Origin of the sequence: Balneola sp. EhC07 (genome assembly GCF_001650905.1) — a bacterium.
Lineage (GTDB): Bacteria > Bacteroidota > Rhodothermia > Balneolales > Balneolaceae > Balneola.
In genome coordinates, this window is sequence record NZ_LXYG01000020.1 from 145078 (window position 1) to 158241 (window position 13164).

The window sequence follows — 13164 nt, forward strand, 5'->3', positions numbered from 1 at the left end:
TTTATATAAGAGACCAAAATCGATATTAATAAGTGTAATTTTTTAAACAATAAATATTAATATTCTAATGAGAATATTATATTTAAGCATGAAATTAGTATCTCAAGGGGCTCAGTATGCAATATCAGCTATAATAGCTCTATCAAAAAAAGAATATGGAAAGGCAGTATCAGCTGCCGACCTTGCAAAAGCTTTAGACTGCCCGGCAGCTTATCTTTCTCAATTACTTTCAAAATTGAAGAAGCCCGGAATTTTAAAGTCTCAACGTGGTTTAAATGGAGGTGTACTCTTAGCCAAACCCGTAAAAGAAATTTCCATCTATGATGTAATTGTTGCAATAGATGGAGACAGTTTTTTTAATAATTGCTTTATGGGAATTGAAGGATGTGGGCATATTGAACCTTGCCCGTTTCATAATTTTTGGTCAAATCAACGGCAAAAAATTAAAAAATGGTTGATTGATACAAATTTTGAAGACGCCGAAAAGGCAATGTCTCAAGTTTGGTTCGAGCAACAACTTAACTTCACTTCCTAGCTTTAGTGCCAAGAACTCCTAAATAAAAAATTAAGTATTGCATAATTCTAAAATCATTCTTAAAATCTAATATTGATATTAGAATATGATTATTAGATTATGAAATTTATATCACAAGGCACTCAATATGCGATTTCGGCGATAATTGCGATCTCTAAGCATCCCTCTGATATAATTTCTGCTGCTGAACTAGCCAAATCTTTGAACTGCCCGGCTGCTTACCTCTCTCAAATCCTTGCAAAATTAAAAACACCCGGAATTTTAAAATCCCAACGTGGCCTTAGAGGCGGTGTATATCTAACCAAAGAGTTGAAGGATATTTCGATTTATGAAGTAGTTGCCGCAATTGATGGCGAAGTATTTTTTAATTCATGCTTTATGGGAATTGAAGGGTGTGGACATATTGAACCCTGTCCTTTCCATTCATTTTGGGCTATTGAAAGAGATAAGATTAAAAAGTGGCTTCAAGAAACAACTTTTGAGAATGTAGATGAACTAATGACACAAGTTTGGTTTGAACAACACCTCTCATTTGTAACTGGTTTAAGAAGCTGATGGAAGATGTAATAGCAAAGCATACTATATGTTCACATTGTGGTGAGCCTGCTGAGTTTAATACTAACTCTGAATTAAGTTTTTGTTGCCAAGGCTGCGAATCAGTGTATCATCTTCTGGCAGATAATAATTTACACACGTATTACGACTTAGATTCCACTCCGGGCACTACAATAAAGCAGAGTATAGAAAGAAAGAGATTTGATTACCTAATCGATAAAGACGTTCAAGAAAAACTTATTGATTTCAAGAATGCTGAAGTTGCCTCAGCATCTTTCAATATCCCGAATATCCACTGTACTTCTTGTATTTGGCTGTTAGAAAATCTTCAAAATTTGAATGATGGTATCCTTCAGGGAACCGTAAACTTTCTGAAGCGCCGGTTAACTATTGTTTTTGACACAAAAAAAACGGACCTCAGAAGTATCGTTGAGCTTTTAACTACCATTGGGTACGAACCAAACCTGAAGCTTGATCAACTTGAAGAAAAAGATCAAGTTTCTATTCCCAGAGACCTCTGGCTAAAGTTAGGAGTGGCCGGGTTCTGTTTTGGCAACATCATGCTTTTCAGTTTTCCCGAATACCTGAACATGTCGGTTTCTGATTCTGTGGATACATTTAAAGTACTCTTCGGAATCTTAAATATCTTATTAGCTATTCCGGTGCTGGTTTACAGCTCCATAGACTACTTAAAATCTGCTTGGGCAGCAATAAATCAAAAAGGTATCAATCTTGATGTTCCTATCTCTATCGGTATTATCGCATTATTTGGCAGAAGTCTATACGAGATATTAAGTGGAACAGGAGCCGGTTATTTTGACTCATTTTCGGGATTCATATTCTTTCTGTTGATCGGAAAAATAGTCCAAAAGAAAACATTCCAAGGACTTTCTTTCGACCGTGATTATAAGTCCTACCTGCCTATTTCGGTTTTAAAACTTATCAACGGAGTTGAACGCTCTGTTTCTGTAAAAACTCTAACAATTGGTGATGAAATAATTCTTAGGAATAATGAATTGATTCCATGTGATTCAATTTTACAATCTGATTCTGCCATAATTGATTACAGCTTTATCACAGGAGAATCTACTCCGGTAACAAAAATACATGGTGAAATAATTTTTGCCGGAGGCAAGATCTTGGGTTCGCAAACCCGAATGTTGGTTTCCAAAAAAGTTCAACATAGCTATCTCACTCAATTATGGGAAAATGACGCTATAAATTTAACTAATGATAAAACCCATCAATCGTTAGCTGATCGAATTAGCCCCTATTTTACATTTATCGTAATTGTAATTGCTTTTGCCTCGTGCCTGACTTGGTTTTTTATCGAACCATCCAAAGCTTTTACGGTATTTACTGCCGTGTTAATTGTTGCGTGCCCTTGTGCTTTGGCTTTGTCAGGACCATTCACATTTGGTTCAGCAACAAATATTCTTTCCTTAAATGGCTTATTCCTTAAAAATATTGAAGGAATTGAAAGTATCGGAAACGTAGATACTATAGTTTTTGATAAAACAGGAACCATTACTGATTCTGAAAAAGCTGAAATTACATTTATTGGAAATGCTCTTACTAAAGAGGAAAAAGAACTGATCTTTTCATCAACAAAGAACTCTACTCATCCTTACAGCAAAAAGATATACGGGTTTTTTAAAGAAGAAGGTTTGAACTATTCGATTCCGGAAAGGATCGAAGAAATCAGAGGAAAAGGTATTCATGCATCTTTCCAACAAACTAATGTTCATATAGGCAGTAAGAGCTTTATTGAAGAATACACCGGTATTAAAATCTCAATTTCAGGTACAAAGAGTTCACATGTTTATATAGTTATAGATTATAAATTCGTTGGCTCTTTTGAATTCAAAAATCATCTCAGAATCGGGGTAGATAAACTCCTTAATAAACTTAAAGCCGCTTTTAATTTATATCTCCTGTCAGGAGACAATCAAAAAGATGGCATATGGCTTGCTAAGTATTTTGATGCGGATAAGAACATGTATTTCAATCAATCTCCTCAACAAAAGTTAGCATTTGTTGCTTCCCTTTCGGATATCCAAAAAAAGGTGTTAATGATTGGAGACGGATTGAACGATGCCGGAGCACTGAATAAGAGTCATTTTGGAATTGCTTTATCTGATAAGACCAGTTCTTTCTCTCCCGCTTGTGACGCAATTCTGGATGGAAATGAGCTCCAAAACATTGATAAACTTATAGAATTCTCAAAAGCATCAATAAGCATTGTACATTTTAGTTTTGGGCTTTCTTTGTTATATAATATTACAGGACTTTCTTTTGCTGTAACCGGACATTTATCGCCCTTGGTTGCTGCTATTTTAATGCCATTAAGTTCTATCACAATAATGGCTTTTACCACATTTGCTACCCGCTTAATAGCTAAAAAAATGGGGTTAAAAATATGGGCGTAATATTCTTTTTAATTCTTTTCAGTATTTCTGTAGCACTCATCTTTTTAGCAGCTTTCTTCTGGGCTGTAAAAACAGGACAATTTGACGATCAATACACGCCATCTGTCCGCATTCTTTTTGATGAAAAAAAATCATCAACCAAAAATAAAACACAAACAACTAAACGGGATTCGTAATGTCTGTAGAAACCTTTCATTATGACAATAAAATAGTTCGGAATTTTGGAGTTGCAACCATGATATGGGGAGTCATTGGATTTCTTGTAGGTTTGATTGTAGCCCTTAAGTTTATTTGGCCTGATTTTCTAGGCTTTATTCCCGAACTATCATTTGGTCGATTAAGACCTTTACATACTAATGCAGTAATTTTTGCATTTGCCGGCAACGCCATTTTTTATGGTGTTTATTATTCACTACCTAGACTTTGTAAAGCTTCTATGTGGAGCCAAAAGCTAAGCAAGATCCATTTTTGGGGTTGGCAGACAATTATAATCTCTGCTGTCGCCACTTTACCATTTGGTATTACTACCAGTAAAGAATACGCTGAACTTGAATGGCCTATTGATATTGCTATTACTCTTATTTGGGTAATTTTTGGTGTAAATATGATCATGACCATCATGAAGCGACGTGAAAAACATATTTACGTAGCTATTTGGTTTTACATCGCCACTTTTGTTACTGTTGCTGTACTGCACTTAGTTAATTCTTTTGAAGTTCCTGCAACTTTCTTAAAAAGTTATCCTATTTATGCTGGCGTTCAGGATGCTCTTGTACAATGGTGGTACGGACATAATGCCGTGGCTTTCTTTTTAACTACTCCGTTTCTGGGAATTATGTACTACTTCATTCCCAAAGCTTCTAATCGTCCAATATTCTCTTACAGACTTTCAATTGTCCACTTCTGGTCATTGATTTTCATTTATATCTGGGCAGGTCCTCACCACTTACTTTACACCGCGCTACCGGGCTGGGCTCAAACGCTTGGTGTTGTATTTAGCTTAATGCTTATCGCTCCGTCCTGGGGAGGTATGTTAAACGGACTTCTAACGCTAAGAGGTGCCTGGGATAAAGTTCGTGAAGATCCAGTCTTGAAATTTATGGTAGTTGCCGTAACTGCTTATGGTATGGTTACTTTTGAAGGCCCGATGTTATCCATAGCAAATGTAAACGCGATTGCACACTACTCAGATTATATTATTGGTCACGTGCATAATGGAGCATTACTCTGGAATGGCGGTTTAGCTTTCGGAATGTTGTATTTCATTACTCCGCGAATTTACAAAACTAAGCTTTACTCTATAAAACTCGCCAACATTCATTTTTGGTTTGCAACGATGGGTGCCATCTTCTATGTAATACCGATGTATTGGGGTGGAATTACCCAAAGTTTAATGTGGAAAGATTTCACAGACCAAGGATTCCTTACCTATCCAAATTTCCTGGAAACTGTTGTTCAAATAGTTCCGATGTATGCCTTAAGAGCTTTCGGTGGTAGTTTGTTCATTGTAGGTGCGTTATTTGGAATCTATAACCTCTTTAAAACAGCGAAAAGTGGTTCTTTACTTGCATCTGAAGAAGCTCAAGCTCCTGCGTTGCAAGTTCATCAAGAAGACGAGAACGAAAGTTGGCATAGAAAGCTGGAAGGTCGTCCACTGAAATTTACAGTTTTAACAGTGATCGCAATTTTGATCGGTGGAGTTGTGGAATATATGCCAACTGCTCTAATCGACTCAAATATCCCAACTATTGAAAGTGTACAACCATACACTGCTTTAGAAGTTGAAGGGCGAGACATTTACATAGCAGAAGGATGTAATAACTGTCACTCACAAATGATTCGTCCATTCCGTTCAGAAACAGAACGCTATGGTGAATATTCCAAAGCGGGAGAATTCGTATACGACCATCCATTCTTATGGGGATCTAAGCGAACTGGTCCGGATCTGCATAGAATTGGTGGAAAATATCCCGATTCCTGGCATTTACGTCATATGTACGATCCTAATTCAACTTCACCCGGTTCCATTATGCCGGCATACCCTTGGATGTTAACACAGGATATGGACATGGAATCCATGCCGAATAGAATTGAGGCACTTAGAACTGTTGGGGTTCCCTACTCTTCCCGATATCCGGAATATGCAATTGATGACATGAAAGCTCAGGCTGAACGAATAACACAGGGTCTTAGAGAAAATGGGTTTGATACCATTGAAGGCATTGAAGGCATTGAAGTTACATCAGAGAAAAAAGTAATAGCATTGATTGCTTACTTGCAACGGCTTGGAACAGATATTACCGGAGAGAACGATCCTTTTGAAGATCTGCCATCAAGTAAAAAACTTTCAAACGTAATTGTGGAGGACAACTAATGTATAAAGAAGTATTACGCTCAATGGATGGAATCGAACTATTTCCAAGTATTTCGCTAATCCTTTTCTTTTCATTCTTCTTGATCCTGATCATTTATTTAGTGAGAACCGGAAAAGATTTCTGGAAAGATGCCGCAAGCATTCCGCTTGATTCAGAAAGAATTTTTAATCCCAAAAAATCAGATCAATGAAAGTTTTAGATGATGAAAAAGACAAACTGTTAGAACACGAATATGACGGTATTCGTGAACTTGATAATCACATGCCCGTTTGGTGGCTGTGGCTGTTCTACTTTACCATAGCGTTTGGCATCGGTTATGCACTCTATTATGAAGTATTTGAATGGGGACCTGATCAACATGAAGAATACGAAATGGAAATGGCTGCCGCTGCTGAAAAGTATAAGTTCAATGAGCAACAATCTGCTGAAGAAGCTTCATTTACTTGGACATACAGCGAACAAGCTGAAGTTATAGAAAAAGGAAAAGAGATTTTCATGGGAATGAATAATCTTTGCTTCACATGTCATGGAAGTGCGGGAGAAGGCTTGGTGGGACCAAACTTAACCGACGATAAATGGTTGCATGGTTGTTCTGCTGAGGAAGTTGCTACCAGTATTACAGAAGGGTTTCCTGATAAAGGAATGGTTGCTTATGGAAGCGGTGCGCCAATGCCGAACGAGGATGTAAATGCTCTCATCAGCTACATAGGCTCGCTAAAAGGAACCAATCCACCTAATGCAAAAGCAGTGGACGAAACAAGAGCTAAACCGTGTAGCATACAATAAGGACCATAATGTCTCAAGAACAAGGAAGACAAATCGGAAAAGAAGAATTCAGAGATCGGCTTGCTACAGTTAGCGAAACCGGAGGCAGAAACTGGATTCATGCCAAAAAACCGAAAGGGCGTTTTTACAACGCCCGGTCCATTGTAGCTATGTTTCTTTTAGCATTTTTCTTTTCCGGTCCTTTTATCACAATTAATGGTAATCCGTTACTATTGATTAATATACTGGAACGTAAATTTGTGATCTTTGGAGTCGCTTTTTGGCCACAAGATCTACACCTTCTTGTTTTTGGGATGCTTTCCTTTATCGTATTCATTGTTTTATTCACAACGATATTTGGAAGACTTTTTTGTGGATGGGCTTGCCCACAAACTATCTTTCTGGAAATGGTTTTCCGCAGAATTGAATACTGGATCGAAGGTGACTCAGCATCACAAATTCGATTAAAAAAAGCTCCTTTGAATGCTGAAAAGATCTTTAAGAAAGGATCTAAACATGCAATCTTCTATGCATTGGCATTTATTATCTCAAATCTGTTTTTAGCTTATATAATAGGTAAAGATCAATTTTTTGAAATTGTAACAGACCCTCCTTCTGAACACCCGGGTGGTTTAGCTGCAATGATTATTTTTAGCGGTGTTTTCTATGGTGTTTTTGCATTCATGAGAGAACAGGTTTGTCATTTTGTTTGTCCATATGGACGTATGCAATCTGTTATGCTCGACAATAACTCCATTAACGTAATGTACGACTACAAAAGAGGAGAACATCGCGCAAAAATTGCTAATCGAAACAAAGTGATTGCGGGGAAGGCAACATTAGCAGATCTCGGACTTCCTTCCGGTGCTGATTTTGGTGATTGTATTGAATGTTCACAGTGTGTAAAAGTATGCCCAATGGGTATTGATATCCGAAATGGCACCCAACTTGAATGTGTACATTGCACTGCATGTATTGATGCTTGTGATGCTGTGATGGATAAAATAGATAAACCACGAGGATTGATTCGCTACGCTTCAGAAAACAGCATCAGAAATGAAACCAAAAAAATACTTACTCCAAGAGTTGCCGGGTATTCCGGAGTTCTTATAGTCTTACTCACCGTTTTTATAACTCTTATGAGTATGAGAACTGATTTAGAAACTACCATTCTTCGTCAGCCCGGAACCCTGTATCAGGAACTTCCAAACGATATATACAGCAATATTTATGAGATAAAAGTAATTAACAAGACTTTTGATACTCAAGACTATGAGCTCAGATTAATTGCACCGGCGGGAGAAATGGTATCACTTGGGAATATAGATTCTATAGAACCTCAAAATCTTGCTGAAGGCAGATTTCTAATAAAACTAAACAAGAACCAATTAACCGGTTTGCAAACCACTCTTACCTTTGGAGTGTATTCGGGTAACGAACAAATTGAAACTGTAACCTCCGGATTTATTGGTCCGGCAAAATAAACAACAATGAAAAAATTAAACTGGGGCAGCGGCTTAGCATTGGCGATTACGGTTTTTGTAATAGCCACATTAAGTGTAGTAAGCTACTTAATAAGTCTCGACTTCTTCTTAGTAACAAATGAACATTATGAAGAAGGCGTAGAATATCAGCAGACAATAGATCAGAAAAAACGGTCTTCTGAGTTAGAGGATCCTGTGGTTATTGTTTTTGATGAAAAACTTGAAGCTTTACGCGTGGTTTTCCCGAATAATTTTGTTGGAAAAGCACAAGGAGACGTTAAACTCTACCGCCCTAACAATCCTGAAATGGATAAAAAATTACCACTTAGCGTAAATGCTAACGGTATTCAACTTATTTCTACTTCAACCTTAGAAAAAGGAAAATGGGTATTGAAAATAGAGTGGAATGCTGACGAAAAAAGCTATCTGGAAGAGAAAACTATTATTATATAGATGGAACTTTGGACTGCATTAGGATTAGGATTTTTTGGAAGCTTTCACTGCGTTGGTATGTGTGGTCCTATTGTACTCAGTTTACCAAAATCTAGTTCCTCATTCTCAGTAATCACCTTTAATGCAATAGTTTATAATCTCGGGAGAATCCTGATTTATGCTTTCTTTGGACTGATTTTCGGGTTTCTGGGAAAACAAATTACTTTGGCTGGTTTTCAAAGTACGCTTTCTATTGTTCTAGGTATTTTGATTATTCTCGGGGTCTTATTTTCTACGAAATTATATCCCAAAAAAAGACCTGAAGTTTTACAGAAGTTTATTTCTGCTATTAATCAAGCATATGGAATTCTGATACGGAAGCAATCAAAAAGTGCACTTTTTAGTATGGGATTACTAAATGGGTTACTTCCCTGTGCTTTTGTATATACAGGTTTAGCTGCGGCGGTATTAACTTCAACTCCCTACCATAGTATGCTTTATATGACTCTCTTCGGGCTAGGTACTTTACCCGCACTTTTTTCGATATACGTTTCGCCTAATTTCATCTCAATGGATCTAAGAAGCAGTATTAAAAAATATATGCCTTATCTCGCATTTGCCTTGGGTTCTTTTTTGGTATTAAGAGGAATTTTATTGCAAGATCTAAATGTATCCGGTGCTTTTATGAACACCATTGAAGCATTTTGTGTATTTCCGTCTAAAAATATTTAACCCATTTATTTCTTCATCAAATCTTTACATAACAACCTTAAATTAAATCATCTTAAACAAAACAAAATTAATAAGTCATGAATATTATAATTCTATTTTTATCAGCATTTTTATCTTTTTCTACAGCTACTAACCCGGCAACAAATGTAGCAACAGAAATTACTGTTGAAGCAAATGACAGAATGCAATTCGACACTAAAGAGATCAGCGTAAAAGCTGGAGAAAAAATCACTTTAACTCTAAAGCATGTTGGAAAGCTACCTAAGCAAGCGATGGGACACAATTGGGTTCTTCTTAAAGAAGGCGTTGTTGTAAAAGACTTTGCAATGGAAGCAATGAAAGCTAAAGACAACGACTATCTACCAAAAGATTCAAAAGATATTATTGTTGCAACCGAGCTATTAGGCGGTGGTGAAACTGACACCATTACTTTTGAAGCTCCTGCAAAAGGTACATACACATTTATTTGTACTTTTCCCGGACACTACGGCATCATGCAGGGCACATTTGTTGTGAGCTGATTCTAAAATCCGCACTATTTACAAGCCTTGATTCGAATCGAATTAAGGCTTTTTTTATTCAACATCCCATGTATAAAAATTGTGGTCTTTGTCTAAACTCCAACCGGTTACCGGATAAAGCTGATTTCCAACGTGATTATCCTTCGCCGTTTCCAGCATCATACCACAAGCATCAGTTTCATGACAAAGCTCTTTAGATCTTTCAATAAGTGCTTTCGAAAACCCTTGTCCCCTGAAATTTGAGTCGACGTACAAATCATTCAACAACCAAAATCTTTTCATTCTGGTTGACGAAAACAATGGATATAACTGAACAAAACCGGTAGCAACGCCGTCATTATTTCGAGAAATAAAGATAACTGACTCATTTTGTTCGATACGTTCTTTCAAAAACGCTTTACTCGACTTTTTATCTGATTCCTTTTCATAAAAAACTCGGTATCCATCAAATAATTCATTGAGTTCTTCTAAATCTGATAATGTTGCTTTTTTGATGATCATAATCCCCTATTCCTAATTCTCATATTCGCTTATTCCTAATTCTTACATTCCTAATTCAAAACCTCTCACCCACCGGCAATATCAATTTCAGTTCCACTTGGTTTTCCATCAATAATGGGCATTGCCTTTCCAATCAGTTCACGAACACCATCAATACTAAGTGAATCATCGTGATCTTGTTTAGAATCCCACACCTCAAAAACGTGCACGATATCTTTATCATCAGACTGTTGTCCTACAATATAAATCAGACATCCTTTTGCTGATTTCATCAAGTTAGCCGCTTCTTCTAAGATCGAAGCCAGCTCATCCCCTTTCCCTTCAACTGCCGTAAAACTTCCCGAAAGCCCGTATTTCATAATTTTGGTTTTTATAAGTACTGCGACCCTGAAGGGTCTTACTTGTTTAAATTTGAATTAAAATCTTGCGATATAATTTAATTTCAAATTCATTATTGTGAGATTCTTAATTCTTCATTGAGTAATTCTTAATTGCTTCAACGCATTTCCTACCATCAATAGCTGCCGACACAATTCCACCCGCATAACCCGCTCCTTCTCCACAGGGAAATAAACCTTTTATCCTGACATGTTCTAATGTTTTATGATCTCTAGGGATTCTTACCGGACTGGAAGTTCTGGATTCCGGTGCATGAACTACCGCTTCATTGGTTAAATATCCTTTCATGGTTTTCCCGAATTTGAGAAACCCGTTCTTCAAAGCTTCATACATGAAATCAGGAAAAACTTCCTGTAAGTTAGCGGATGTCAATCCCGGAGTGTACGATGTATTCGGTAAGTCTTTGGATACAATTCCTTTGGTGAAATCCACCAATCTTTGAGCCGGAACTTTCTGGGTTTTCCCTGCTACTTCCCACGCTTTTTTCTCGATAGCTTTTTGGAATTCCATCACTTTCAGCGGACCGTATTCTTCAAATTCCTTGAAATCATCCATTTCAAGTTCTACCACAATTCCTGAGTTGGCTGTCGGACGAGATCGTTGAGAACCTGACCATCCGTTTGTGACCACTTCACCGGGTTTTGTTGCACAAGCGGCCACTACTCCACCGGGACACATACAAAAGGAATACACTCCTCTTTCATTAACCTGCTTCACGATCTTATAAGGCGCCGGGGGCAAATACTCTCCACGCTCATCACAATTGTACTGAATGGAGTCGATCAAAGATTGTGAATGTTCTACCCTAACTCCTATCGCAATGGGCTTAGCTTCAATTTCTATTCCTTTTTTATGAAGTAATTCGAATATATCTCGGGCTGAATGTCCTGTTGCCAAAATTACGAACTTTGCATTAAAGACTTCATCGTTGGCCAGTTGAACTCCATTGATCTGATCATTCTCGATCAACAGATCAGTAACTTTCGAATTGAAATGAATTTCTCCGCCATATTCTAATATGAATTCACGGATCTTTGCGATGATTCTTGGCAGCTTGTTCGTCCCGATATGTGGATGAGCGTCAACCAGAATATCCTTTTTTGCACCGAACGCCACCAACAATTCCAGAATTTGATTAACATCTCCTCTTTTTTTGGATCGTGTATATAATTTTCCATCAGAATATGTTCCGGCTCCTCCTTCTCCAAAGCAGTAGTTAGAATCCGAATTCACAACGTGATTCACATTGATGTTTTTCAGATCCTTGATTCTGGATTTCACATCTTTTCCTCTGTCCAAAACAACCGGTTTTAATCCCAACTCAATGCACTTCAACGCAGCAAACAGTCCTGCCGGTCCTGCCCCAACAATGATTACAGTTTCTTTGTCGTGTACTTTTTCAAACTTCGGAGGAGTTACTTTCTCTTCCTCGAATGCCTCTCCTATATAAACACGAACTTTTAAATTGATCTTCACCTGTCGCTGACGGGCATCAATTGAACGCTTCAGAATTTCAATATGATTGATTTCTGATACATCAATTTCTGTGGTTTTGGAGATATAGGCTTTTAACTCATCTTTTTGAGCGGCTACTTCCGGTATGACTCTGAGCTGTAATTCTTTTTGCATAAACTACTTTTCTTGGATTTTCATCTTTGCATAGCTAGACTTCCTTGATGAATTAATCTCATGTAAACTGTGTAAATAATAAAGCTCGTTAGGGTGCTTAAAAAAAGCAAAGGTAGCGAACCATTTGCTTTTGATTGTAACTAGGTTTTTTAAACTATCATTTTCAATTTGATAAAAAGAGGTCTCTGTTGAATCCCTTAGCCTATTCAAAAAATTATCTGAATAAAATACTATTTCTTCATCCGGGTAAGTTGCTACTGAATCTCCCCATTTTGTATAAACTACTTTTCCATTTTTTGAACTTATGAAGTAAGTATTTACATCTTCAAATTCCATAGCTTGAATTATGTGCAAGTTTCCTCTTCTACCCTCGTAAAAGTATTCATCTCTTACATTTTCGGTGAGTATATAATTCTTAGAGTTACCAACTAATACTAACGAATCATTCTTACGATAGGCATTTTGACCAAAGCCTTCATTTATCTTTTCTTTTCGTGAAAAATGCTTCTGCAAATAACCTACAGATTCAAAAGCTTCATAATATTCTTCTGGTGAAACTGAATAGTATTCAACTAACAAAGAATCATTTCCAAAACTACCATTTACTTCTATTTCATTTTCTTCTACCAAAATATAATTACCACTTTTTAAGTGGTCGATTAGTTCTTTGTTTTCATGACGGATTCTATTTTTTTCACCATCACAACTTGTGAAAAATAAAGATAAGCTAATAAGAAGTATTAAAAGGGCGACACGCATAAATGAATATTTCTCTAAATAAAAAACCCTGATACAGAATTTAATCCA

General features: G+C 36.9%; 15 protein-coding genes. 11 read left to right on the top strand and 4 right to left on the bottom strand.

What is annotated here, in order from left to right; genetic code table 11:
• The first annotated feature begins 88 nt into the window (after positions 1-88).
• From A8B79_RS15095 to azu, 11 genes are all read left to right on the top strand, one after another.
• On the top strand, positions 89-535 hold the full coding sequence (locus A8B79_RS15095; protein WP_066224360.1) for an RrF2 family transcriptional regulator: 447 nt from the start codon (positions 89-91) through the stop codon (positions 533-535).
• Positions 536-634: 99 nt separating this feature from the next.
• On the top strand, positions 635-1090 hold the full coding sequence (locus tag A8B79_RS15100; protein WP_066224362.1) for an RrF2 family transcriptional regulator: 456 nt from the start codon (positions 635-637) through the stop codon (positions 1088-1090).
• Positions 1090-3519, top strand: coding sequence for a heavy metal translocating P-type ATPase (locus A8B79_RS15105; protein ID WP_066224365.1), 2430 nt, complete (start codon positions 1090-1092; stop codon positions 3517-3519). The genes A8B79_RS15100 and A8B79_RS15105 overlap by 1 nt, the downstream gene beginning before the upstream one ends.
• A complete protein-coding gene (gene ccoS, locus A8B79_RS15110; RefSeq protein WP_066224367.1) occupies positions 3510-3695 on the top strand; it encodes a cbb3-type cytochrome oxidase assembly protein CcoS in 186 nt (61 codons plus the stop codon). The genes A8B79_RS15105 and ccoS overlap by 10 nt, the downstream gene beginning before the upstream one ends.
• Positions 3695-5893 carry a cytochrome-c oxidase, cbb3-type subunit I gene (gene ccoN / locus A8B79_RS15115; protein ID WP_066224370.1) on the top strand — a complete coding sequence of 733 codons (2199 nt, stop codon included), beginning with the start codon at positions 3695-3697 and terminating at the stop codon, positions 5891-5893. Before ccoS ends, ccoN begins: the two co-directional genes overlap by 1 nt.
• Complete coding sequence (locus A8B79_RS15120) at positions 5893-6084, top strand: hypothetical protein (RefSeq protein ID WP_066224373.1); 192 nt, start codon at positions 5893-5895, stop codon at positions 6082-6084. The genes ccoN and A8B79_RS15120 overlap by 1 nt, the downstream gene beginning before the upstream one ends.
• The gene (locus tag A8B79_RS15125) at positions 6081-6680 is read left to right on the top strand and encodes a cbb3-type cytochrome c oxidase N-terminal domain-containing protein (RefSeq protein WP_066224376.1); all 600 of its coding nucleotides are present in this window, start codon (positions 6081-6083) and stop codon (positions 6678-6680) included. Before A8B79_RS15120 ends, A8B79_RS15125 begins: the two co-directional genes overlap by 4 nt.
• A gap of 8 nt (positions 6681-6688) precedes the next feature.
• Complete coding sequence (gene ccoG, locus A8B79_RS15130) at positions 6689-8143, top strand: cytochrome c oxidase accessory protein CcoG (RefSeq protein ID WP_066224379.1); 1455 nt, start codon at positions 6689-6691, stop codon at positions 8141-8143.
• Between the two features lie 6 nt (positions 8144-8149).
• On the top strand, positions 8150-8596 hold the full coding sequence (locus tag A8B79_RS15135) for a FixH family protein (RefSeq protein ID WP_066224382.1): 447 nt from the start codon (positions 8150-8152) through the stop codon (positions 8594-8596).
• A complete protein-coding gene (locus tag A8B79_RS15140; RefSeq protein ID WP_066224395.1) occupies positions 8597-9307 on the top strand; it encodes a sulfite exporter TauE/SafE family protein in 711 nt (236 codons plus the stop codon). It abuts the gene before it with no gap.
• A 77-nt stretch (positions 9308-9384) separates the two neighbouring features.
• On the top strand, positions 9385-9828 hold the full coding sequence (gene azu, locus A8B79_RS15145; protein ID WP_066224398.1) for an azurin: 444 nt from the start codon (positions 9385-9387) through the stop codon (positions 9826-9828).
• 54 nt (positions 9829-9882) lie between these two features.
• Here azu and A8B79_RS15150 read toward each other — a convergent pair whose 3' ends face one another.
• The 4 genes from A8B79_RS15150 to A8B79_RS15165 all read right to left on the bottom strand — a co-directional run bounded on the left by A8B79_RS15150 (position 9883) and on the right by A8B79_RS15165 (position 13116).
• Positions 9883-10329 (bottom strand): GNAT family N-acetyltransferase, encoded by a 447-nt coding sequence (locus A8B79_RS15150; RefSeq protein ID WP_066224399.1) that lies wholly within the window; start codon positions 10327-10329, stop codon positions 9883-9885.
• Between the two features lie 65 nt (positions 10330-10394).
• Positions 10395-10688, bottom strand: coding sequence for a putative quinol monooxygenase (locus tag A8B79_RS15155; protein ID WP_201118652.1), 294 nt, complete (start codon positions 10686-10688; stop codon positions 10395-10397).
• A 106-nt stretch (positions 10689-10794) separates the two neighbouring features.
• Positions 10795-12357 (bottom strand): NAD(P)/FAD-dependent oxidoreductase, encoded by a 1563-nt coding sequence (locus A8B79_RS15160; RefSeq protein WP_066224404.1) that lies wholly within the window; start codon positions 12355-12357, stop codon positions 10795-10797.
• 3 nt (positions 12358-12360) lie between these two features.
• Complete coding sequence (locus A8B79_RS15165) at positions 12361-13116, bottom strand: hypothetical protein (RefSeq protein ID WP_153038459.1); 756 nt, start codon at positions 13114-13116, stop codon at positions 12361-12363.
• Positions 13117-13164 lie beyond the last annotated feature (48 nt).